This window comes from Sorangium sp. So ce693, assembly GCF_051521375.1.
Lineage (GTDB): Bacteria > Myxococcota_A > Polyangia > Polyangiales > Polyangiaceae > Sorangium > Sorangium atrum.
The window spans coordinates 10,840,742-10,865,299 of sequence record NZ_CP150347.1 but is presented as its reverse complement, the minus strand read 5'-3'; the positions used below and the strand labels follow the sequence as shown (position 1 = coordinate 10,865,299).

Genomic DNA, 24,558 nt, shown 5'->3' with positions numbered 1-24,558 from the left:
TCCGGACTTGAGCTTTCCTTCTCACGAGTCAGCCAATGCACGAACAGACACAGCGAATGCACGACGAAGTCGCCTCCTCGGATCTGAGGGATACGGTCGCGAGCGTGCTCGGCGTGGTGGCCGAGACGGTCCGTGAAGACAGCAACCTGATCGAGCTCGGGATGGACTCGATCACGATGATGCGCCTCGCCGGCAGGTGGCGGCGGCAAGGCATCGAGGTCGACTTCGCCGAGCTCGCGGCGAACCCGCGGGTGTCCGCCTGGAAGGCGCTGATAGGAGAGCGAAGCTGTACCAAGGGCGAACGCGACGAGCGTTCGCCCGCCGCGACCACCATCGACGAGGCGGCGCCCTTCGAGCTCGCGCTGATGCAGCACGCGTACTGGGTCGGACGCGAGCAAGGCCAGCAGCTGGGCGGCGTCGCCGCGCATTTCTACAACGAGTTCGACGGCGAGGGGGTCGACCCCGCGCGGCTGGAATCCGCCGTACGAGCGCTGCTCGGGCGGCACGGCATGTTGCGCGTGCAGATCCTGAGCGATGGCCGGCAGCAGATCCTGCCCGACAGCCGCGGGCGTGGGCTGAAGGTCCACGATCTGCGCGCCCTGTCGGCCGAGGCGGCGCAAGAGGCGCTCGCCGAGCTGCGCCGGACGCTGTCGCATCGGACGCTGGACCTGGCTGCCGGCGAGGTGTTCGATATCCAGATCTCGCTCCTGCCGGACGCGGTCCGCGCGGGCGGGACGCGCCTGCATGTGAACCTGGACATGGTGGCCGCCGACGCGCTCAGCCTGCGGGTGCTGCTGGCCGACCTGGCGCACCTCTATGCCGGATCGCAGCCGCTGCCTCCGATCAACACCAGCTATCCGCGCTACCTGGCGGAGCGCGAGGCCAGCCGCGCGAGCGTCAAGGGCCAGCGGTCGCGGAACGCCGACCGAGCGTACTGGCAAGCTCGCCTGAGCGACCTACCCGCTGCGCCGGAGCTGCCCGCCGCGCCCTACCACGTGAACGTGGGCGCCACGACGGTGGTGCGGCGTCATCGCTGGCTCGCTCCGGAGCAGGTGCGCGCCTTCACGTCGCTGGCGGCGCGCCACGGCCTCACGCCGGCCATGGCGATGGCGGCGGTGTTCGCGGAGACGCTGACCGGCTGGAGCGCGGAGCCGCGGTTCTTGATGAACCTGCCGATGTTCGACCGCGAGCCCTTGCACCCCGACGTCGGGATGCTGGTGGGCGACTTCACCTCCTCGGTGCTCCTGGCCTGGGACGGCGCGGCGCCCGGCACCTTCGCTGAACGCGCGCAGCGCCTGCAGGCCCAGTTCCATGCAGATGCCGAGCACGTGGGGTATTCGGGCGTCGAGGTGCTGCGCGACCTCTCTCGGCTGCGAGGCGAGCAGGTGCTGGCGCCTGTCGTGTACACGAGCGCGCTCGGCCTGGGCGAGCTGTTTCCGGAGGTGGTGAAGCAGCTCTTCGGGAGGGCGTCCTGGATCATCTCCCAGGGGCCGCAGGTGTGGCTGGACGCGCAGGTCACGGAGCTCGACGGCGGCTTGCTGGTCAACCTGGATGCGCGTGAAGATGCGTTTGCGCCAGGGGTGCTGGACGCGATGTTCGACGCGCACGGCCGCCTCCTGGAGCGCCTGCTGACGTACGAAGAAGCCTGGCGGCAGCCTGTGCCCGCGCTGCTCCCGGGAGAGCAGCTGAAGGTGCGCGTCGCCGCGAACGCCACCAGGACGGCCGTCTCGGGCAAGCGCCTTCACGACGGCTTCTTCGAGCTCGCGAAGCGACAGCCAGAGGCGCCTGCTCTCTTGTGGGGAGCCGACGGCAAGATCTCGTACGGGGAGCTCCGGCAGCGCGCGCTGCGCGTGGCGGGCCACCTGCGCGAGCGCGGCGTGAGCGCAGGCGACGTGGTGGCGATCCAGCTGCCCAAGGGGCCGAGCCAGATCGTCGCCGTGCTGGGCGTGCTGGCCGCCGGCGCCACGTACCTTCCGATCAGCGTGGATCAACCCGCGCTGCGCTGTCAGCGCATCCTCGACGCTGCTGGCGCCGCCCTCGTGCTCGATAACGTCCCGGAGGGGCAGGCGTCGCTGGCGGAGCCGCTGGCCGGAGAGGACTCGGATCTCGCGTACATCCTGTTCACCTCGGGTTCGACGGGCGAGCCGAAAGGCGTGGAGATCACCCACGCCGCAGCGATGAACACCATCGATGATCTGAACCAGCGCCTGTCGCTGGGCGTGGCCGACCGGACGCTCGCGCTGTCCGCGCTCGAGTTCGATCTGTCGGTGTACGACATCTTCGCGCCGCTGTCGGTCGGCGGCGCCGTGGTCTGCGTCGAGGAGTGGGCGCGTCGCGACGCAGCCGTCTGGGTCGAATTGCTGCGCAGCCATCGCGTGACCGTCCTCAACTGCGTGCCGGCCCTGCTCGATGTGACGCTCGCGGCCGCCGGCGACGGTCCCGGTCCGCTGGCGCTCCGTGCGGTGCTCCTGGGCGGCGACTGGGTGACCCTCGATCTGCCGGGGCGCCTTGCGCAGCGCGCGCCGCGCTGCCGCTTCATCGCGCTGGGCGGCACCACCGAGACCGCGATCCACTCCACGATCTGCGAGGTCACCGAGGTGCCTTCGCACTGGAAGTCGGTGCCGTATGGAAAGCCTCTTGGCAACGTGCAGCTGCGCGTCGTCGATCCTCTGGGGCGCGACTGTCCCGACTTCGTCCCGGGCGAGCTGTGGATCGGCGGCGCCGGCGTGGCCCGCGGCTACCGTGGCGACCGAGAGAAGACGGTGAAGAAGTTTCTCCAGGTGGACGGGACGCGCTGGTACCGCACCGGCGACCGCGCCCGTTACTGGGCCGACGGCAGCGTGGAGTTCCTCGGGCGCGCCGACTTCCAGGTGAAGCTGCGCGGGCACCGCATCGAGCTGGGCGAGATCGAGGCCGCGGTCGGAGGTTATCCCGGCGTCAGCCAGGCCGTCGCGGTGCTGGGTGAACGTGGGCTCTATGTGGCCATCACCTCGGACGATCCGAGGATCGATGTGCCCGAGGCAGGCGAGATCATCGATCTGCGGCAGCCGCCGCCGGAGCTCGCAGATCTGCGTGAGTTCCTCGTGAGCCGCCTGCCCGCCGTGATGGTGCCGGATCACCTGTGGCGCTGCAGGAGCTTGCCGCTCACGCCCAATGGCAAGATCGATCGCAAAGCCTTGCAGCGAACGGTGAACACCACGGCCCTTCAAGCCAAGGCGACCGTGACCGCGCCGGTGGGCGAGGTGGAGCGCCGGGTCGCCGAGGTCTGGGCCGAGCTGCTCAAGGTGCCGGAGGTGGGCCGCGAGGACAACTTCTTCGCCGCGGGCGGCGACTCCCTCCTGGCGACACGCCTGGTGCGCCGGCTGCGCGAGGTCGGCCTCGACGGCGTCAAGCTGGCCGATCTGTTCGCCCATCCGACGCTGGCCGAGTTCGCTGCCACGTTGTCGCTCGGCGCGGGCGCTCCGGCGCTGCCGACGCTGGTCGCCGATCCGGAGAACCGTCACCAGCCCTTCCCGCCGACCGAGGTGCAGCGGGCCTACTGGCTGGGTCGTGACGAGAGCTTCACGCTCGGGGGCGTCGCCTGCCAGTTCTACCGCGAGTACGACGTCGTCGACCTCGACGTGCCGCGGCTGGAGGCGGCCGTCAACGTCCTGGTGCGGCGGCACGAGATGTTGCGCGCCGTCTTCGATGAGCAGGGCCAGCAACGCATCCTCGCGGACGTGCCGCGGTTCACGATAGAGGTCGTCGACGGCGGCGAAGATCCGGCTCAGGCGTACGAGGAGCTGCGGCGCGACTGCTCGCACCGGGTCTTCGACCCCATGCGATGGCCGCTGTTCGGCATGCGGGCGGTGCGGTCGGGTGACCGGATGCGCCTCGGCATCAGCCTCGACAACCTCATCCTCGACGCGCTCAGCATCCTGACCTTCTACTCGGAGCTCACCGCGCTTTACGAGGCGCCGGACGCTGCTTTGCCGCCGATCGGGCTGTCCTTCCGCGACTATGTGCTGACGTGCACGCCGGGATCGGAGGCGCTCGCCGCCGCGCGGGCGTACTGGGCGAAGAAGCTGCCAGAGCTGCCGCCGGCGCCGCAGCTGCCGCTTGCCAGAGACCCGGCCGAGGTGGGGCGCCCGCGCTTCACGCGCCACGAGGGCAGCGTCGACGCGAGCCGATGGCGCCGCATCGTCGAACGCGCAGGCGAGCACGGCGTCACGCCGTCCACGGTCCTGCTCACGGCGTTCGCCGAGGTGCTCAGCCGCTGGTGCAGCCGCCCCGACCTCACGCTCAATCTGACGCTGTTCGATCGCCGCGAGGTGCATCTCGACATCCACACGGTCATGGGCGATTTCACGTCGCTCACGTTGATCGGATACCGGCCCGCCGCCGGCGAGAGCTGGGTGACGCGAGCCCGGCGTGTCCAGAAGGAGCTGGGCGACGCGCTGGACCATCGCGACGTCTCGAGCATCTCGCTCGTTCGCGAGCTGGGCAGGTTGAGCGGCGCGCCGAGCCTGACCATGCCGGTGGTGTTCACGAGCGCCCTCGGCGTCCCCGGGGGCACCGCTGCGCCGGCCAGCGGCCCCTTCAGGAAGCAGGTGTGGGGCCTGACGCAGACCCCGCAGGTGTGGCTCGACCATCAGGTGATAGAGGCCGAGGGCGGCATCGCCCTGAACTGGGATGTGGTCGAGGACCTGTTCCCGGCGGGCCTGATCGCCACGATGTTCGATGCGTACCTGCGCGAGCTGAGCTGGCTGAGCAGCGCCGAATGGCACCTGCCTGTGCCCGATCTCATGCCCGAGCCGCAGCGGCGCGTGCGCGCGCTCGTCAACGCGACCTCCGGAGAGAGCCCACGGCGGAGCCTGCACCGCGCGTTCTTCGACCTGGCGCGCGAGCAGCCGCAACGGATCGCATTGCGCTGGGGCGAGGCCGACGTGATGAGCTTCGGCGAGCTCGCGTCGTGCGCGCTGCGCCTCTCGGCCGCGCTGGCACAGCACGGCGTGGCGACAGGCGATGTCGTCGCCGTGAACCTGCCCAAGGGGCCCGATCAGATCGCCGCGGTGCTGGGGGTGCTGGCGGCCGGAGCCGCCTACCTGCCTGTCGGGGTGGATCAACCCGATGCGCGCCGCGATCGGATGCTGGGTCAGGCAGGGGTCCGCGTCGTCGTCACCGGCTCGGAGCCGAGGTGCTGGCCGGAGGGCGTTCGTCCGTGCGTGTTTGGACAGGCGATGGCGTCCGCGCCCGCGCCGAGCCCGGCAGCGACCGACGCAGAGCAGCTCGCTTACATCATCTTCACCTCCGGATCGACCGGCGCGCCGAAGGGCGTTGAAATCACCCATCGCGCCGCGCTGAACACGGTGCTGGACATCAATCAACGCTTCGGCGTCGGCGCGGAAGACCGCGTCCTGGCCGTGTCCGCGCTCGATTTCGATCTGTCCGTCTACGATATCTTCGGTCTGCTGTCCGCCGGCGGCTCGCTGGTCTTGATCGAGGAGGAATCGCGGCGCGACGCGAGGCGCTGGCATGAGCTGGTGTGTCGACACGAGGTGACGATCTGGAACAGCGTTCCGACCTTGCTCGACATGCTGCTCATCGTCGGCAGCGAGGCGGAGCCGCCGGGCGCCATCCGCCTGGCGCTCGTCTCGGGCGACTGGATCAGGACGGATCTGCCCGGGCGGCTCGCCGCGCAGCGGCCCGGGTGTCGGTTCATCGCGCTCGGCGGCGCCACCGAGGCCGCCATCTGGTCCAACTTCTTCGAGGTGGACGTGGTCCAGCCGTCGTGGCGCTCGATCCCCTACGGCTATCCCTTGCGCAACCAGCTCTTCCGCGTGGTGGACGCGCATGGCCGCGAGTGTCCGGACTGGGTGCCGGGCGAGCTGTGGATCGGCGGTCTCGGGGTGGCGCGCGGTTACTGCGCCGCACCGGACCTGACGGCTCGCAAGTTCGTCGGAGAGGGCGCGCGGTGGTATCGCACCGGCGACGTCGGGCGTTACTGGCCCGACGGCGCGCTGGAGTTCCTCGGCCGCACCGACACTCAGGTCAAGATCCGCGGGCATCGCATCGAGCTCGGCGAGGTGGAAGCCGCTCTGCGATCGCATCCCGGCGTGCGGGATGCGGTGGCCGTGGCGGCCTCCGGACGCCTCGCCGCCGCGGTGGTCCCTGCTGCCGTGGAGGAAGCGCGAGGCGCGCCGGTCGATGGCCTGAATGGCCGCCGCGCGGGCGCCGCGGCGGAGCTCAGCGCGGAGCAGCTGCGCGAGCATGTCACCATGACCCTCCCGCTTCACATGGTGCCAGAGAGGATCCTCGTGCTGGCCGAGCTGCCGCTCAGCGCGAACGGCAAGGTCGACCATGCCGAGATCATCAGGAGGATCTCGGCGGAAGCCGAACCCGACGCCCGGGAGGTCGAGCCCCCGCAGGGTGAATGGGAGCATGCCGTCGCGGCGCTCTGGAGCGAGCTCCTCGCCGTCCCCAACGTCGGCCGCCATCAGAGCTTTTTCCAGCTGGGCGGCGACAGCCTGCTCGCGACGCGCTTCATCGAAGCGGTGAATCGGCGCTACGCCATGATGTTGCCTCTGAGGCGCCTGTTCAACGGACCGACGCTGCGCGAGGTCGCAGCGGCGCTCGCCGCCGAGCAGGAGGCCCGCCAGGAGATCGACGAGGGCGTGCTCTAGCGGCGTCCGCGACCGCGGCGCCCCGCCCGCGAGATCGGGCGACGGCGCGCCGCCGGAGCGGACGCCGGAGCCGCGCGGGAGAGCGCTTCGCCGGTGAGTTCATCGTCTGATGTGACGCTTGTCCTCAACAAGCTACAGGAGCAACTATCCATGCCCGTTGCCGGGATCATCGAAGAGCTGAAGACGCTGGGTGTCGATCTGTGGACGGAATCGGGGCAGCTCCGGTTCCGTGCGCCCAAAGGTTTGCTCACGGAAGATAGGATGACGGTGCTGCGCACGCACAAGGCGCAGATCATCGATTTTCTTGCAGCGAACCAGGGGGTGGTCGTCGCCGCGGACGAGCAGGCGCGTCATGAGCCGTTCCCGCTCACCGACGTGCAGACGGCCTACCTGCTGGGGCGCCAGACCTCCTTCGGTTACGGCGGCGTCGCCTGCCACGGGTACCTGGAGGTGACGTATCCAGAGCTCGACCCCGCGCGCCTCTCCCACGCGTGGAACCTGCTGATCGAGCGGCATGAGATGCTGCGCGCCGTGATCGAGCAGGACGGCTACCAGCGCGTCCTGCCCACGGTACCTCGATACCACGTCCAGTCGACGGATCTCCGTGGCGCGTCCGCCGCCGAGGTGGAGCGCGCGTTGAGCGGCATCCGCGCCGAGATGGACCACCGGATGTACGAGACCACCGTATGGCCCCTGTTCGAGCTGCGGCATACCCGCACCAGCGGCGGCGACGTCGTGCACTTCTCGCTGGACTCGCTGATCGCCGACTGGGCGAGCGCCGGGATCTTCTTCGAGGAGCTCGATCTCCTCCTCGCCGGTCGGAGCGACGAGCTGCGACCGCTGGACCTCCGCTTTCGCGATTACATCTTCGCGGAGCGGCGGCTGCGCGAGACCGGGCGTTACCAGCGTGATCGTCAGTACTGGCTCGCGCGCGTCAACGACCTGCCCGCCGCGCCCGAACTGCCGACGCTTCCATCGGCCTCGGAAGCCGGACCCGTGCGCTTCCGCCGCTACCACAGCCGCCTGTCCGCCGAGCGCTGGGAGCGCCTCCGGCAGCGGGCCGGCGAGCGAGGGCTCACGGCCTCTATCGCCGTGCTGGGCGCCTATGCGGCGGTGCTCCAGCGCTGGAGCCGTCGTCAACGGTTCAGCCTCAACCTCACGCTGCTCAACCGTCTGCCGCTGCACCCGCACGTCGACCGGATCGTCGGAGACTTCACGTCGGTCAGCCTCATGGACGTGCAGGCGGCGTCCGGGCGCAGCTTCAAGGAATGGGCTGCGCGGCTCGGAGATCAGATGTTCGCCGATCTCGACCACCGGCTGTTCACGGGGGTCGAGGTGCTGCGCGAGATGACCCGCCGGCGCGGGCGGGACGCCGCGCTGATGCCGGTCGTCTTCACCAGCGCCATCGGCCTCGGCTCACGGCGACGGCCCAGCAGCGGGCGGCGCTTCGGTAATGGCGTCACGCAAACCCCGCAGGTCTACCTCGATTGCCAGGTCATGGATGACGCGGACGGGCTCGAGGTCAACTGGGATGTGCGTCAGGGCATCTTCCCGGACGGCCTCATCGACGACATGTTCGGCGCGCTGCAGCAACTGCTGGAAGATCTCGCGGAGCGCTCCGAGGCGTGGGAGGCCGTCGAGCCTGTCGCGTTGCCCGGATGGCAGACGCAGGAGCGCGAGCGCGTCAATCAGACCAGCTGCCCGCTGCCGGACTCCCTCTTGCACCGAGGGTTCCTGGAGCAGGCCGCCCGCGACCCCGGAGCTGTGGCGGTGATCGGCCATGCGGGCAGCTTGACGTACCGCGACCTCGCCATGAGAGCGGCGTCGGTCGCGCAGGCGCTGCGAGACGGCGGCTGTACCGCGGGCGACCGGGTCGCCGTCGTCATGAACAAGGGGATCGAGCAGGTCGTGGCGGTGCTGGGCGTGCTGCTCGCCGACGGGACCTATCTGCCGCTGGACGCCACGCAGCCACGGCTGCGCATCGAGAAGGTGCTGTCGAACGCGGCGGTCCGACAGGTCCTGACCCAGTCGTGGATCTCCGCGGCGGCCAAGCTGCCGGACGGCCTGCGCGTGATCGACGTGGACACGCAGGCGCCTGCGCAGAGCTTCCCGGAAGCTCCGACGGGCGACCCCGACGCGCTGGCGTACGTGATCTACACGTCGGGCTCCACGGGTGATCCGAAGGGGGTCATGATCACCCACCGAGCGGCGCTGAACACGATCGACGACATCAACCGTCGCTTCGGGGTGACTGGATCGGATCGGGTGCTGGGCCTCGCCCAGCTTGGCTTCGATCTGTCCGTGTACGACATCTTCGGAACCCTCTCCCTCGGCGGGACGCTCGTGCTCCCGGATCCCGACCGTGGCGCCGATCCCTCCCACTGGGCGGACCTCCTCGTGAAGCACGAGGTGACCCTGTGGAACTCCGTGCCTGCGCAGCTTCAGATGCTGGCGAGCTACCTGCAGACAGAGCCGATCGCGATTCGCTCGTTGCGCATGGCGCTGCTGTCCGGCGACTGGATCCCCGTCACGCTGCCCGACCAGATCCGCCGGTTCATTCCTGACCTGACGCTCATCGGGCTCGGGGGCGCGACCGAGGCGGCCATCTGGTCGAATTACCATCGCGTCGAGCGGGTCGATCCGGCGTGGACGAGCATCCCCTACGGGGTGCCGCTCGCCAACCAGGGCTTCCGCGTCCTCGACGAGTCGCTCCGCGACGCGCCGGTGTGGGTCGCTGGAGAGCTGTACATCACCGGGCACGGCCTCGCAGCGGGGTACCTGGGCGATCCGGAGCTCACGGCGGCGCGCTTCTTCAACCACCCCGTCGATGGCCAGCGCCTCTACAGGACCGGAGATCTCGGGCGCTATCTCCCGGGCGGATCCATCGAGTTCCTCGGCCGCGAGGACAACCAGGTCAAGATTCGCGGGCACCGGATCGAGCTCGGCGAGATCGAGGCCGCGCTGCTCGCGCATCCGGCGGTAGGCGCCGCGGCGGCCGTGGTGGCCGGCAAGGACCTCACGGATCGCGCGCTGCTCGGCTTCGTCGAGCTCGCGCGGCGCGGCGCGCCCACGGACGATGATCTGGCGACGTCGCAGGCCCGTCTGGCGTCTGCGGCGCGGCAGTTCGCCGACAAGGAGGTCAGCGGCGTGACCGCGGCCCAGGTGACCGAGGCGATTCGCGCGCTTCACGACGCCTCGTTCGCGTCCATGATGAACGCGCTTGCCGAGCGCGGGCTCTTCGCCGGTCCGCGCGACGCGCACTCGGCCGAGGAGATCCTGCGCGAGGCGCGCGTTCACGATCGCCATCACTGGCTCGTTCGCCGCTGGCTGGGGCTCCTGGCGGAGGCGGGATGGCTCACGTACAACGAGGAGAGCCGTCGTTATGCGCAGCGCAGGGCCGCCGATGCGACGGCGGTCCACGACGCCTGGCGGCGGTTCGAGGAGCTGGCGTCGTCGTCGGGGCTGTGTACGCCCGAGTTCGTTCAGTACCACAGAGCGCACGTGGAGCGGCTGCACGCCTTGCTCGAGAACCAGCAGAACCCGTTCGAGCTGCTGTTTCCGCAAGGGAAGCGCGACGTGGCGCTCTCGGTGTACCGCGATGACGCGATCGCGCGTTACAACAACCACGCGGTAGCGGCGCTGCTGTACCGGATCGCCGCCGCGCATACGGACGGCGCCCCCCTGCGGGTGCTCGAGATCGGCGCCGGCACGGGCGCGACCAGCGGCGTGGTGATCCCGATGCTCGACGGCCATGACGTCGACTACCTGTTCACGGACCTGACAGCCTTCTTCCTGGCCGATGCGCGCGAGCGGTTCCGGGAGCGCGCCTGGGTCCGATTCGGACAGCTCGACCTGAACGAGGACTACCGCGCCCAGGGCCTGCTGCCGAACTCCGTGGACGTCGTGCTGTGCGCCGGAATGCTGAACAGCACCCGCAACGTCGAAGCTGCGGTGGCGGCCGCGGCAGAGCTGCTCGGGCCATCGGGGTGGCTCGTGTTCACCGAGCCTACCGCCGATCACCCGCACGTCCTGCTCACCCAGGGCTTCATGATGGACCCCGCGGGCGCGGACCGGGAACGCGGCGCCACCAAGTTCCTGTCCACCCAGCAATGGCAAGGCCTGATCGCGAAGAGCGGCGGTGAGCTGGTGCTCTGCCTGCCGGACGACGACCATCCGATGGCGGCGTATGGCATGCACATGTTCGCTGCGCGCTTCAAGACCGACCGGGCCCGGGTCAGGACCGACGAGCTCACGAGCTTCCTCGGGCAGCGGCTGCCAGCGCACATGGTGCCTGCTCATCTGCAGGTCGTCGACCGGCTGCCGCTCACGGCGAACGGCAAGGTCAACCGCAAGGCGCTCGCCGCGCTGCGGCCCGCGGCGTTCATCGACAGCGCCGGGAAGGAGGCCGACGCGACGCTGGACGAGCTGGAGGGCCGGCTGTGTGCGCTCTGGGCGAGCGCGCTCGGAATCGCGCGGATCGGCAAGGACGAGAATTTCTACGACCGAGGCGCCGACTCGCTGATCCTCGCCAGGGTGGCAGGTCGACTGCGCGAGGAGGTGCCGGAAGCGGCGCCGTTCGCCTACGACACGCTCCTGCGGCAGATGCTCAACGAGCCGACGGTCGACGCGATCGCGCGCGCGTTGCGCAGGCAAGACGGCGCAGCGCACGCGCCGAGCGCGGAGGCGTCCGCCAGCGGAGGTAAGACCGCGCAGATCGCGCAGCGCCGGGAGGGCAGCAACTCGTTGATCCTCTCGTTCGGCGGGGGGGACGGGCCGGCGCGTGTGATGTTCCACGCGGCGCTGGGCACCATGGATTACTTCCAGCACCTCGGGCGGGCGCTCGCCGCGCAGAATCTGGGGCCTGTCCTTGGCTTCGCCGTCGCCGACCCCGAGCTGTACCTCGCGATCCCCCCGAAGGAGCTCGTCGCGCGCGTGTCCGACGATTACGCGCAGCGGCTCATCGACGAGGGCTTCACGCGGTTTCAGCTCATCGGCTACTGCCTCGGCGGGCTGCTCGCCACCGAGGTGGCCCGGCGGCTGCTCGAGCGCGGCATGTCGGTGGACCTGGCGCTCGTCGACAGCATTCCGATGTTCATCGAGACCGACGAGGAGCTCGCGTTCGAGGCGATCTTCGCGCCGAATTTGAACCTGGATCCGGTGAAGGCCGTCTTCGGCGACGACGTCGACAGCGCCGACGTGTACCGGGCCATCGAGAAATTGATGGTCGAGTACGATCGCAAGATACCGGCCGGCGCAATGGCGAGGCTCGGCGGAGACCCCGGGCTGGAATCGGTCGCCGCCGCGGTGCGCAGGCAGTCCGCGCGCACTCAGGACGAGCGTCTGGCCAGCTATGCGAAGGCGGCGGCCGCTCAGGCCGGGGTGCCCGTCGGACCCGAGCTCATCCCGGCGCTGTTCCGGACCTGCAGGCACAGCATGCGCGCCGCGCGCTTCGACCCCGAGCCCTACGTCGGCGATATGACGTTCCTGCGGTGCGACGAGGAGCAATCGTTCGGCATCACCGCAGGCGTCGGGCATTTGACGGCGCCGTTCTGGGAAGGCGTCTGCCTCGGCGAGTTCAAGCTGATCGACGTTCCCGGCAACCATTTCAGCGTCATCGAGCCACCGCATGTGAATGTCGTGGCCGAGCACCTCGCGGCATCGTTGCGCAACACATGAGAGAGAATCAGCAGAAGAACGCGGCGCTCCGCGAGCTGCGCCGCCCGATAGCAGGGCTCACGCGGCTCGGGATCTTGCTGGGCGGCGTCGGGGCGCTGACGACGCTCGTCCCGTTCATCGGGATCGCCGAGCTCGCGCGGATCCTCGTCGCGTCAGGCCCGATCGACAGCGCGAAGGCGGCCGGGGTCGCGCTGATCATCGTGGTCGGGCTCGGCGTCGGATGGACCTGCACCGGAACGGCGCTGTGGGTGACTCACCTGGCCGACCATCGGCTTCAGGCCATCCTGCGGCGCGCGCTGGTGCGCAAGCTGGGCGAGGTGCCGCTGGGGTGGTACTCCGACAAGACGTCAGGGGTGGTCCGCAAAGCGGTCCAGGACGACCTCGACGACTTGCACCACCTCGTCGCGCACCACGATGTCGAGCTCGTCTCGGCGATCGTCCTTCCGCTCGGCGGCCTCCTGTACCTGCTCTGGCTGGACTTTCGGCTGGCGTTGCTCGCGATCGCCACCCTGCCGATCTACGTGGCCGCTTACGCATGGATGATGCGGGGCTTCGCCGAGAAGATGATGCAGCTCGACGCGAGCTTCGGCAGGGTGAGCGCCGCGATCGTCGAGTTCGTACACGGCATCGCGGTCGTGAAGGCGTTTGGCCAGACGGGCCGCGCTCACCAGAGCTATCAGCGCGCCGTCAGCGACTTCAGCGACCGATACGCCGGCTGGGTGCGGCCGCTGCTCCGGCTCGAGGCGCTGACCTCGATGGCCCTCTCTGTGCCTGTGATCATGCTGGTGAGCCTGACGGTCGGCGCCTGTTTCATCCGAGAGGGCTGGGTGAGCCCCATCGACCTGCTCGCAGAGACCCTGGTCGCCGTGGTCATCCCGCAAACGGTGCTCACGCTGAACCAGGGGCTCACGGCCCAGCGCAAGGCCGTGGCGGCGGCGGAGCGCGTCGCCTCGCTGCTCGATGAGCCGTCGTTGCCCATCACGACGACGCCGCAGGCGCCGCGCGGGGCAGGGGTGCAGTTCGATCACGTCTCGTTCAGCTACGACGGCTCGAGGAGCGTGCTCTCCGACGTGAGCTTCGCTTGCAGGCCTGGCACGGTGACCGCGCTTGTCGGGACCTCGGGAGCGGGGAAGTCCACGCTGGCAAAGCTGGTGCCCCGGTTTTACGACGTGACCGGCGGAGCTGTCCTGCTCGGCGGCGTGGATATCCGGAACATCGCGCCGGATGTGCTGTACCGGAACGTCGGATTCGTTCTGCAGGACGTCCAGCTGGTGCATGGAACGGTCGCAGACAACCTGCGCCTCGGCCGGCCCGAGGCCAGCGACGCAGAGGTCGTCGCGGCCGCGCGCGCCGCGCAGATCCACGACCGGATCGTCGCGCTTCCCAGGGGTTATCGGTCCGTGATCGGCGAGGACGCCATCCTGTCCGGCGGCGAGGCGCAGCGGCTGTCCATCGCGCGCACGCTGCTCGCGGACACCGCGGTGCTGATCCTGGACGAGGCGACGGCGCACGCGGATCCGGAGTCGGAAGCGCAGATCCAGGACGCGCTGTCCGCGGTCGCGCGCGGGCGTACCGTGATCGTCATCGCGCACCGGCTGGCGACGATCACCGGCGTCGACCAGATCGTCGTGCTCGACGAGGGCCGCGTGCGCGAGCGCGGCACGCATTCCGCGCTGCTCGCCGCGGACGGGCTCTACGCCAGGATGTGGCGTGCTTACGCCGAGAGCGACATGGCGGCTGTCGGCGCAGCGGTGGGGGTAGCCTCATGATCCGGCAACTGACCAAGATCCTGGGACCGCAGCACGCAAGGGCGCTGCACGTCTACTTCGGCTGGCTCGTCGTCTACTCCGTCGTTCAGGGGGTGGCGATGGCGTTCCTCGTCCCGGTCCTCAAGGCGCTGCTCAGCGGGGACCTGGGCGAGGCGCTGCGCTGGCTGCTCCTCCTGGCCGCGGTCGTCGCGGTGACGTGCGTCGCCCGTTACCAGCAGACGATGAAGGGCTTTGCGCTCGCGCTGGTCGTCCTGACCACGCTGCACGACCGGCTCGGCAACCACGTCGCCCGCCTGCCGATCGGCTGGTTCTCCTCGGAGAAGGTCGGCCGTCTCTCACGGAGCGCGACGGGCGGCACCATGATGGTCACCAACGTGTTTGCCCACCTCCTGACCCCGGTGGTGAGCGGCATCCTGACGCCAGCGACGATCGCCGTCGCCATGCTGTTCTTCGACTGGCAGCTCGGCCTGACGGCCATCGCCTGCACGCCGCTGATCTACCTGACGCACCGCTGGTCGTCGGCGTGGATCGGCCGCACCGAGGAGCAGGTCGACGCCGCGGGGGCGATCGCCAGCAACCGGGTCGTCGAGTTCGCGCGCAACCAGCAGGTGCTGCGCGCCTTCGGTCGGGCCACGGGGGGTTATGCGCCGCTGGAGGCGGCGATCGATGCGCAGCGCGCCGCGGGCGGGTCGATGCTGCGTCAGACCTTCCCCAGGTTGCTCGCGGGCGGGCTGTCGGTGCAGCTCGCGTTCGCCGCGCTGATCGCCGTTGGCGTGGTGCGCGCGCTCGATCGGTCGATCGATCCGATCGAGCTCATCGCACTGCTGGCGCTGGCCGCCAGGTTCGTGGGGCCGCTGGCCGAGGCCGCGGGGCGGAGCGGGCTCTTGCGGATGGCAGGCAACGATCTAGAGCGGCTGTCCGCCATCTTCGATGAGGCGCCGCTCCCCGAGCCCGAGCGGTCGAGGCCCGTCGCGGCGCCGGGGGAGATCGAGTTCTCCGATGCCCTGTTCGGCTATCAGCCGGGCGCTCCGGTGCTTCGTGATGTGTCTTTCCGGATAGCGCCGAGGACGATGACGGCGATCATCGGCGCATCCGGCTCCGGGAAGACCACGATAACACGGCTGATCGCGCGGTTCTTCGACGTCGACGCGGGCTCGGTGCGGGTGGGCGGCGTGGATGTCCGCGAGCTCTCCACGGAAGACCTGATGGCGCAGCTGTCGCTGGTCATGCAGGACGTCTATCTGTTCGATGACACGCTGGAGGCGAACATCCGGGTGGGCCGGCTGGACGCCACGGACGCGGAGGTGCGCGAGGCCGCCCGCCTGGCCGGCGTGGACGAGATCATCGAGCGCCTCCCGCAGGACCTGAACACCCACGTCGGCGAGGGCGGAGCATCGCTGTCCGGCGGAGAGCGCCAGCGGGTGTCGGTCGCCCGAGCCGTGCTCAAGAACGCTCCGATCGTGCTGCTGGACGAGGCGACGGCGGCGCTCGACCCGGAGAACGAGCGCTACATCCAGCGCGCGATGCGGACATTGATGCGCCGGTCGACCTTGCTGGTCATCGCGCACCGGCTGCCGACCATCGTGTCCGCGGATCAGATCCTCGTGCTCGACGGCGGCCGCATCGTCGAAGCGGGGACGCATCAGGAGCTCCTGGCGCGCAACGGGCGCTACACGGCGTTCTGGAACGAGCGCCGCCGCGCTCACGGATGGCGGCTGATGGAGGCTGCAGGATGACGATCGGCATCTTGGGAGGTTATGGCAACGTCGGCGCGCAAGCGGCCCGGCGGCTCCTGTCGCTCGGCCTCGGGCCGCTGCGGATCGGCGGGCGAAGCCTCGAGGCGGCCCGCCGCTTCGCGAGTGAGCTGTCCGCGGGAGCGGTCGAGCACCAGGCGGTCGATTTTCGGGACGGCGCGTCGTTGCGTCGCTTCGTCGGTGGTTGTCGGATCGTGCTCAACTGCGCCGGTCCATCCCACGCCATCGCGGACCGCGCGGCGAGGGCAGCCCTGGACGCAGGCGCCGACTACGTGGACGCCGCCGGCGACGATGCGCTGTACGCGCTCCTGGACGACGAGGAGTACCGCACCCGCCGGCGCGTGGCCGTGCTCTCGGCGGGGCTGCAGCCTGGCCTCACCGCGCTCTTGCCGCGATGGGCGGCGCAGCGGGCTTTCAGCCAGGTTCATGGCCTGCGCAGCCATTTCGGCGTGCTGGACCGCTTCACCGAGGTCGCAGCGGACGACTATCTCCAGGCGGCCACGGACGGGGTGAGCGAGCCGCTCGCGGCATGGCGAGAGGGGCGTCGCTCCGGGGTGCTGACCCGGACGCGCAACGTGGAAGTCCCGTTCTTCCCCGGCCCGGCGACCTTGCTGCCTTACCTCAACACCGAAGCGGAGCGGCTCGCGGCGTCGCTCCGGCTCGTTCGAGGAGACTGGTATACCGTCATCACCGGCCAGCACATCCTCACGGCCTTCGATCGCGCGCGCAGCCTCGAACGCCGCGAGGCGGTCGCGGCGTTATGCCGGGCCAGCCTGCTCGACCTCGCTGGACGGGAGCCTCACGTTCTTCTCGTCGCGCAGCTCGACGGACTGCGAGACGGCGCCCCGGTCACGCGCACGCTGGTCGTGCGCGGACGGCGCAACGCCGAGCTCACAGGGACCATGGCCGCGCTCGCCACGCTGGCGGTGGACCAGGGCCAGGTGCCCGCGGGGCGCCACTTCGCCGCGGCGGCGCTCGAACCCCTGTCGACGGTCGGTCGCCTTCGCGAGAGCGGTGCGGTGATCGCGCTCGATCTGCTGGATACGTCGATCGACGCGCTCGGCGCTACCGAGGAGGGTTCCCTGTGACCGCCGGCATCCCTCTCGTGCTGTGCGGCGCCGGGTTCGGTCCTCTGCACCTGGCCGCGCTCCAGCGTTTGAACGGGCGCTTTCGTCTCCTTGGCCAGCTCGCCGACGACAGCGACGGAGCCCGGAGGTTCGCCGATCAGGCCAGGATAGCGCTCTGGGCCCGGCCGGATCAGGCACCCCTCGGCGCCGGCGTGAGCTGCTGGGTATCGGCGACCGGGCACGGCGTGCCGGTGGCGGAGCGCGCGGTCGACCTCCTGGGGCGCAGCAGCCCCGTGCTGGCGGAAGCGCCGCTCGAGCACGATGAACTCGCCGCGTGCCTGCGGCAAGCGCGCCTTGGCCGAGCCGCCTTCCGGGTGGCAGCGGTCGCCTCCGCCACGCCGGCGTCCCGGCGGTTCCTCGGCGCAGCGCAGGCGTTGCGCGCGCGCACGCCGATCAAGTACGTCGCTGCGACCTGCACGAGAGCGTCGATCCAGGCGCTGCTCCGCCTCCTGGGAGACGCGCTCGGCGCCCTGCGCCCCTGGCAGGTCCGTGAGCCGACGCCGCTCGGGAGCGGGCTTGTCGTGCTCGGAGGCAGCCTCGCGGGTGTTCCCATCGTCCTGCGCGTGCGCAACGAGGTGTCGTCAGAGGCGCAGATGGTCATCGAGCTCGCCATGGGCAGCGACGCCGGCGAGCTGAGGTTGACCGGGGTTCACGGGGACGTCCTCTGGACCGCGCGCTCCGCGGGGTCTGGCGTGCTGCTCGGCGGAACGGACGCGCCGGCCGAGCGTGAGACCGTGAGCTGGCTGCGCGCGACCCGCGGTGAGCTGGCGGCGTTCGCCAACGCGGTGGAGAGCCCGGGCGCAGCCGTCAGCGAGGCTCAGGTTCAGCTCACGTTGTGCCGCCTCCGGCACGATATCCTCGCCGCGCTCGGCTCGGCCACGGCGCGCCCTGACGCGGAGGTCGTCCCCGCCGCGGATCTGGCCGCTGCGGCGGTGGAGGCCGCCGCCGATGACGCCGACGGTGAGGCTCCCCGCGTGCCGACGGGCGATGAGACACACGAGGCTGGGCTGAGGCTCACTCGGCTGCTGGAACCAGCGCCGGGGAGAGATCCCCTGGCGCACCTCCCGGGAGCGATGCAGCGACTCGAGGCGATCAGCCTGCGGGCCCTGGGGGAGCTGCTCGTGGCGAGCGGCGCCGTGCATCCGGGAGGTGAAGCGCGCACCGCGGAGGAGATCGTCTGCGCGCTGGGCGCGGCGCCGCGACACGCATGGCTCGTCCGGCGGTGGCTCGCCGCGCTGTGCGACCACGGTGTGCTCGGCAACGTGGGGGATAAGTACGTGTGGCGACGGGCCCTGCGGGACGCCGGCGCGGCCGCCGACCTGCCCGATGCGTATGCCTCGCTCGGCTTCCCGCCGGCGATGGCGGAAGTCCACCAGGCTGCTCTGCTCCGCCTGCACGCGCTCGTGCGCGACGAGCTCTCGATTCAGCAGCTCCTGTTTCGCGAGCGGCAGGACCTCTCCACCATCGCCGCCTACCAGGACAATGTCTTCACCGCTTACCTGAGCGCCGCCGGCGCTCACCTCGTGCGCCGCTGCGCGGAGCTGCGGCACCGGCCGCTGCGCGTGCTCGAGCTCGGCGGAGGCGCCGGCCTCACCACGACAGCCGCGCTGCGGGCCCTCGACGGCGCGCCGGTCGACTATCTGTTCACCGACATCGCGCGCGCGTTCACGGCCGCGGCGCAGGAGCGGTTCGGCCGCCATCGCGGGGTGCGCACTGCCGTGCTCGACATCAACGTCGATTTCACGGCGCAGGGGGTGGAGCCGCACGCGGCGGACGTCGTGCTCGCCGGGAATGTCCTCCACAACGCCGCGCATACGGGCCGGACGCTGCGCCGCATCCGGCGCGCGCTCGCCCCCGGCGGATGGCTCATCTTCACGGACTCCACACGAGAGAACTGCGCGATCCTCACGGCGATGCAATTCCTGCTGTCTCCCGCGGCCGGCTCGCCGCTGCTGGGCAGCGAGGACCGGCGCGCCGGGACAGATCAGGTGTTCGTCGACGCGCCTGGCTGGAACGAGGAGCTCCTGGCCGCAGCCTTCGTGCCGCGGTTCGTCCTTCCTTCGCTCGAATCACCGCTGGCCGTGGCAGGCCAGCGCCTGTTCTTCGCTACCGCCGGCTGACGACCACCGGACGAGGTGCCATGACAGTGAGACAGATCATCGATGGGCTGGAGCGCCTCGGGAGCCGAGCGGCGCTGGTGTCGAGCGGGCGAGCGTGGACCGGAGCAGAGGTCCTCGACCGCACGTACCGCGCCGTCACGGCGCTGCGCCAGCGCGGAGCCATCGCGGGCCGCTCGCTGAGCTGGAGCGCCGGAGACGCACCGCAGGCCCTGCCCGTCCGGCTGGCCGCGATGCTGCTCGGCGCGCGGTTCTCCGCCGAGCAGCCAGCGGGCGACGGCGGCGATGTCCTGAAGATCACCGACGCCGACCTGCCCGCGCTCGACGGGGCGAGCGCCTGCGAGCCCCGCCTGGCGGACGACGCGCCGTTCTCCGTGGTCCGCGGATCGTTCGTGTGGTCGAGGTCCGTGTTCTGCGAGTCGGTGGCTGCCCTGCGCGACGCGCTCGGCCCTTCGCCTGCGCGCACGGCGGTGCTCTCGCCGCTGGCCGGGTTCGGCGGGGATGCGGTGTTCGCGAGCTGGAGCGCCGGCGCCGCCGTCCACCATCACGTGGTCGACGCGAGCGCCGCGAGCGCCGCGAGCCCGGCCAAGGCCCTTTCGTTCCTCGAGCGAGCGGCCCCGGACTGCGCGATCGTGTCAGCGGCGCTGCTGCGCAGCCTCCTGGCTCACCCGGCGGCCGCGCTTGCCGATCTCGGGGCGCTGCGGCGCGTCGTGTACGACGCCGGCGCAGGCGCCGGTGGAGCGCTGTCCGCCGAGTCGTCTGCGGCCGTGCGGCGCGTCTTCGGCGCAGAGCTCGTGGACAGGATCGCCGGTGAAGCCGGGCTCGTACCGGTGGAGCGCGAGCTGCGCAGAGCCGAGCAAGAAGCGGCGCGCATCGCGGAGCTCGTGATGAGCCATCCGAGCGTGGGGGCGGCGGCGGTGATCCCCTCCGACGGCGACGGCTGGGCGATCTTTGCCGTCCCCGCGAAGCGTGCCCGCGACGACGCCGACGGGGACGCGAGCGGACAGCGCCTGATCGCCAACGTGACCGCCGCGCTGGACGCCGAGCTCGCCGGGACCGACGTCAACCGGGCGATCGCGGCCGTGGAGCGCCTCGGACGAACAGCGCTGCTGTCGATGCTCAACGCGCTGGGCCGCAGCGGCCTTTTTACCGACACGGCCGCCGCGCACACCGTGGACGAGGTGCTCGCGCGGGCGCGGGTCGCCGCCGCGCATCGGCCGCTCATCCGCCGCTGGCTCAGGGTGCTCACGGAGCAGAAGCTGCTGCGCCGGGACGGAGACCTGCTGAGCGCCGTGGGCCCGATCGGCGACCACTCGGACGCCGCGCTGGCGCGCGCATGGGACGAGCTCAAGGGCGAGTGGCTGGCCACGGTCGGCGCGACCGGCACGATCGACTATGCGGTCCGCAATTCCGACCGTTTGCCTGACCTGATCTCCGGCGCGGTGCGGGCCGTCCACCTCTTGTTCCCGGAAGGGCGCACCGACCTCGCCAGGGCCTTGTACCGCGAGAGCATCGCGGCCCGGTACCAGCACCGCGCCGTCAGCCTCCTCGTGAGCAGGATTGCCAGGGAATGGCCCGGGCAGCGGCCGGTCCGGCTGCTCGAGGTCGGCGCCGGCACGGGGGCGACCTCCGAGTCGCTCTTGCCGGAGCTCTCGGGCGCCGAGGTCGACTACCTCTACACCGACGTCTCCAGGTACTTCCTTGATCAGGCTGCCCCGCGGCTCGCCGGGCACCGGTGCGTGCGCTTCGGCCTCTACGACATCAACGTCGCGCCGAGAGACCAGGGCTTCGTCCCGAACTCGTTCGACGTGATCATCGGCGGGGGCGTTCTCAACGCCGCGCGGAACACGGACGCCTCCCTCCGCTGGCTCAACGAGCTGCTCGGCCCCGGCGGCTGGCTCGTCCTGACCGAGCCCACGGTCGAAGAGTTCTGGGTGATGGCGTCCCAGGCCTTCATGCTGGACGACGCCAGCGACGGAAGGGCCGAGACGGAGTCGACCTTCCTCTCGCTGCCTCAGTGGAACGCAGCGCTGGACGGCGCTGGCCTGCAGCGCGTCCTCGGGCTGCCCCGGGACGGCCACCCGCTGGAGCGGCTCGGCCATCGTGTATTCGCAGCCCGGACCAAGATGGATCGGACGCTGCTGACCTCGGAGCGCCTCTCCGAGCATCTCGGCGAGAGCCTGGGAGCCGCCGCCAGGATCGAGATCGTGGATGAACTGCCGCTCGCCGCAGGCGGCGCGCTCGACCGCGAGCGGCTGCGGGACTGGGCCGCGCGCCGCCGGCGCTTCGATTCCCGCCCGCTTCCCGCGGCGGCATCACAAGGACGAACGCAATGACTACCGCGACGAATCCCCCCATCCAGTATCCGTTCAACCTATTCGAGGGCATCGCGCTCGCCTCCGCGTACTCCCGAGCTCAGCAAACGCCGGGGCTGCTCAAGGTCAAGCTGCCTTACGGCGAGCCGGCGTGGCTCGCGACCCGCTACGAGGACGTCCGCTTCGTGCTGTCCGACCGGAGGTTCAGCCGCGAGGAGGCCACGAAGCGCGCGGACGCTCCGAGGGCGCTCCCGCGCATCGCCGGCGGGATCGTCATGATGGACCCGCCCGAGCTGACCCGCATCCGCAACCTGGTCACCCAGGCGTTCACCAACCGGCGCGTGGAGCAGCTGCGCCCGCACGTCCGCGATCTCGCCAACGAGCTGATCGACGGGATGGTGGCCAACGGTCCCCCTGCCGATCTCGTGCGGGACTACGCGCTGCCGATCCCGATGTCCGTGATCTGCGAGCTCCTGGGCGTTCCGGTGGCGGATCAGTCCAAGTTCAAGGAGTGGAACGACTCCCTGCTCTCGACCAACACGCAGACCGCCGAGCAGACGCAGTGGAACCTCGGCGAGCTGTCCCAGTACATCATGGGGTTGGTCCGCCTGCGCCGAACCGAGCCGGGCGACGACCTGATGAGCGCGCTCATCGAAGCCCACGATGTGGACGACCGCCTGAACGAGCGCGAGCTGGTCCAGCTCTGCATCGCCATCCTGATCGCGGGGTACGAGGCAACCTCCTCGCAGATCCCGAACTTCATCTACACGCTCCTGACCCATCAGGAGCAGTTCGCGCGCCTCAAATCGGATCCTGGCCTCGTGGCGCCGGCGGTCGAGGAGCTGCTCCGTTTCGTGCCGGTCGCGTCCGCCGCGATGTTTCCGCACTACGCCACCGAGGACGTCCAGGTGGGCGAGACGCTGGTGCGCGCCGGGGAGCCCGTGTTTGCGTCGGTCGGCGCGGCCAACCACGACCCCCGCAAGTTCTCCGATCCACACCGGCTCGACTTCGATCGAGACGCGCGGGCGCACTTCGCGTTTGGCTGTGGGATGCATTATTGCATCGGCGCGTCGCTGGCGCGGGTCGAGCTCCAGGAAGCGCTGAGAGCGCTCGTGACCCGCTTGCCGGATCTCCGCCTCCACGCCGACGTCCAGTGGAAGACCGCGACGTTCTTCCGCGGGCCGCTCACGATGCAGGTGACCTGGTGAGCGCCGGCGGCGGCAAGAAGAAGCGCGTCGTCGTCGCCGGCACCGCCTTCGGGCGCATCTACCTCGATGCGGTCGCGTCGGCGCGGGACTCGTTCACGCTCGCCGGCGTGCTCGGGCGCGGCAGCGAGTTCTCCAGGAAGTGCGCCGAGCGCTACGGCGCGCCGCTCTACACCCGGGTGGAGGACATCCCCGGCGACATCGACGTCGTCTGTGTGGTGGTTCGCTCGGGGGCGACTGGCGGCCCAGGCTCCGATCTGGCCAAGTCGCTGCTCGAGCGCGGGATCCACGTGCTGCAGGAACACCCCGTGCACGCCGCGGAGATCACCGCGTGCCTGAAGGCCGCAAAGCGGGGCGGCGCGGCGTACGCGGTCAACACGCTGTACCCGAACGTGCGTCCGATCCGGCAGTTCCTTGCGGCGGCCGAGTACATCAGGCAGCGCCAGCGCATCCAGTTCATCGACGCCGCTTGCAACAGCCAGGTCGCCTATCCGTTGCTCGACGTGATCGGCCGCGCTGCAGGCGATTTGCGCCCATGGTCGTTCTCGGAATGCGGGCCGCGAGGCGACCGGCCCTCACCGACCGCGGGCCAGCCGTTCCAGAGCCTGAACGCGACCATCGGCGGCGTGCCCGTGACGCTTCGCGTGCAGAACCAGGTCCACCCCGAGGACCCAGACAATCACTCCCTGCTCATGCACCGGATCTCGCTCGGATGCGACGCCGGCGTGCTGACCCTGGCCGACACCCACGGCCCCGTCCTCTGGAATCCGCGCATGCACTCGCCGCGCGACCCGACCGGGCGCCTGATCATGAGCGGCCCCGGCACCGACCGCCTCGCCGTGGAGAGCACGTTGATCCTGGGCGACCAGCGCACGCGCAGCTATCACGACGTGTTCGCGCGGACGTGGCCCGACGCGGTGGTCGTCGCCTTGCACGACCTGTGCGACGACATCGCCGACCCGGCCCGCCGTGTCCGCAGCGGCCAGTGGGCCCTGGGCGTGACGCTCGCGTGGCGTGATCTGACGGAGCGGATCGGGATGCCCGAGCTCATCCGTCCAGAGACCCCGGAGCCGCTCCCTGTCGACGAGCTGCGTGCGGCGGCGCGCGCTGCCGCCTTCGATGCGGCAGCGAGCGGCGCGCATTGAACGAGCGCCTGGTGCTCGGGAGAACTGAACATGGCGACTTCTTGCAGCCACGTATTGGTATGGGTGCGCGACATTCATCAAGCCGTGCGCGACTACAGAGAGCTCGGGTTCAATGTCGATTACGCGACGCCCGAGAGGAAGGCCCAGCACGCGCACATCTGGTTCACGGAAGGCCCCATCGTCGAGCTGCTCACGACGCCGCGCAGCGCGAGGTGGTTCAAATGGCCGATCGAGCTGATGGCGGGGCGCGGCTCGGGCCGGCGGATGATCCGCTGGTCCGAGGGCGGTGAGGGCTTCTGCGACGTGGCGGTCGTGGTGGACACGCACGCTCTCGACCGTGAGCTCGCCGCGCTGCGGGGAGCAGGGGTCCCCGTCGGCAGAGCCATCGGGTGGCGACGGACGAAGCCCGATGGCCAGGAGATCCGCTTCAAGTTTGCCTATCCGGCGAACGATCGTCTCCCGTTCATCGTGACCCCGTACGACCCGCCTCAACATCCAGGGGAGAACCGCCATCGGAATGGGGCCAGGAGGCTCAGCCGGGTGCGCATGGGTGTCCGCGCGGAGCATCGAGAGGCGGTGCGCCGGATCGTCGGTGACGACCCGACGTTCGCGCTCGATCCCGCCGAGGTGACGGGGGTCCGCGCCATCGAGATCGCCGGCCTGACCGCCGATCTCGACCCGACCCTCCTGCACGGCGCGGCCGTGCTGCCCGCCCGCCCGAACGCTGACCCGAGCCGCGCGCACCGAAGCGCAGGACAGTGAGCGCCGACGAACGTCGGTGGAAGCGA

At 70.4% G+C, this 24,558-nt stretch carries 10 protein-coding genes; all 10 read left to right on the top strand.

Translation table 11 applies throughout. From position 1 onward, the window contains the following. Positions 1-56: 56 nt before the first annotated feature. The 10 genes from WMF14_RS40445 to WMF14_RS40400 all read left to right on the top strand — a co-directional run bounded on the left by WMF14_RS40445 (position 57) and on the right by WMF14_RS40400 (position 24,532). The gene (locus tag WMF14_RS40445) at positions 57-6,662 is read left to right on the top strand and encodes an amino acid adenylation domain-containing protein (RefSeq protein ID WP_437795310.1); all 6,606 of its coding nucleotides are present in this window, start codon (positions 57-59) and stop codon (positions 6,660-6,662) included. Between the two features lie 150 nt (positions 6,663-6,812). Beyond that, the gene (locus tag WMF14_RS40440) at positions 6,813-12,338 is read left to right on the top strand and encodes an amino acid adenylation domain-containing protein (protein ID WP_437795307.1); all 5,526 of its coding nucleotides are present in this window, start codon (positions 6,813-6,815) and stop codon (positions 12,336-12,338) included. After that, positions 12,335-14,107, top strand: coding sequence for an ABC transporter ATP-binding protein (locus WMF14_RS40435; protein WP_437795305.1), 1,773 nt, complete (start codon positions 12,335-12,337; stop codon positions 14,105-14,107). The genes WMF14_RS40440 and WMF14_RS40435 overlap by 4 nt, the downstream gene beginning before the upstream one ends. Continuing rightward, on the top strand, positions 14,104-15,843 hold the full coding sequence (locus WMF14_RS40430; protein WP_437795302.1) for an ABC transporter ATP-binding protein: 1,740 nt from the start codon (positions 14,104-14,106) through the stop codon (positions 15,841-15,843). The genes WMF14_RS40435 and WMF14_RS40430 overlap by 4 nt, the downstream gene beginning before the upstream one ends. Then, positions 15,840-16,949: a saccharopine dehydrogenase NADP-binding domain-containing protein gene (locus tag WMF14_RS40425; protein WP_437795299.1), complete on the top strand. Its 1,110-nt coding sequence runs from the start codon at positions 15,840-15,842 to the stop codon at positions 16,947-16,949. Before WMF14_RS40430 ends, WMF14_RS40425 begins: the two co-directional genes overlap by 4 nt. Then, complete coding sequence (locus WMF14_RS40420; protein ID WP_437795297.1) at positions 16,946-19,108, top strand: methyltransferase; 2,163 nt, start codon at positions 16,946-16,948, stop codon at positions 19,106-19,108. Before WMF14_RS40425 ends, WMF14_RS40420 begins: the two co-directional genes overlap by 4 nt. Before the next feature lie 20 nt (positions 19,109-19,128). Next, positions 19,129-21,441 (top strand): methyltransferase, encoded by a 2,313-nt coding sequence (locus tag WMF14_RS40415; protein WP_437795294.1) that lies wholly within the window; start codon positions 19,129-19,131, stop codon positions 21,439-21,441. Next, the gene (locus WMF14_RS40410; RefSeq protein WP_437795291.1) at positions 21,438-22,628 is read left to right on the top strand and encodes a cytochrome P450; all 1,191 of its coding nucleotides are present in this window, start codon (positions 21,438-21,440) and stop codon (positions 22,626-22,628) included. Before WMF14_RS40415 ends, WMF14_RS40410 begins: the two co-directional genes overlap by 4 nt. Next, positions 22,625-23,770: a Gfo/Idh/MocA family oxidoreductase gene (locus tag WMF14_RS40405; protein WP_437795288.1), complete on the top strand. Its 1,146-nt coding sequence runs from the start codon at positions 22,625-22,627 to the stop codon at positions 23,768-23,770. The genes WMF14_RS40410 and WMF14_RS40405 overlap by 4 nt, the downstream gene beginning before the upstream one ends. 30 nt (positions 23,771-23,800) lie before the next feature. Then, positions 23,801-24,532, top strand: a complete 732-nt coding sequence (locus WMF14_RS40400) for a VOC family protein (RefSeq protein WP_437795285.1) — start codon at positions 23,801-23,803, stop codon at positions 24,530-24,532. Positions 24,533-24,558: the final 26 nt, after the last annotated feature.

Excerpts from the sequence above, each read along its gene's own strand:
- WMF14_RS40445 (WP_437795310.1), top strand. The coding sequence starts at position 57 with ATGCACGACGAAGTCGCCTCCTCGGATCTGAGGGATACGGTCGCGAGC.
- WMF14_RS40440 (WP_437795307.1), top strand. The coding sequence starts at position 6,813 with ATGCCCGTTGCCGGGATCATCGAAGAGCTGAAGACGCTGGGTGTCGAT.
- WMF14_RS40435 (WP_437795305.1), top strand. The coding sequence starts at position 12,335 with ATGAGAGAGAATCAGCAGAAGAACGCGGCGCTCCGCGAGCTGCGCCGC.
- WMF14_RS40430 (WP_437795302.1), top strand. The coding sequence starts at position 14,104 with ATGATCCGGCAACTGACCAAGATCCTGGGACCGCAGCACGCAAGGGCG.
- WMF14_RS40425 (WP_437795299.1), top strand. The coding sequence starts at position 15,840 with ATGACGATCGGCATCTTGGGAGGTTATGGCAACGTCGGCGCGCAAGCG.
- WMF14_RS40415 (WP_437795294.1), top strand. The coding sequence starts at position 19,129 with ATGACAGTGAGACAGATCATCGATGGGCTGGAGCGCCTCGGGAGCCGA.
- WMF14_RS40410 (WP_437795291.1), top strand. The coding sequence starts at position 21,438 with ATGACTACCGCGACGAATCCCCCCATCCAGTATCCGTTCAACCTATTC.
- WMF14_RS40400 (WP_437795285.1), top strand. The coding sequence starts at position 23,801 with ATGGCGACTTCTTGCAGCCACGTATTGGTATGGGTGCGCGACATTCAT.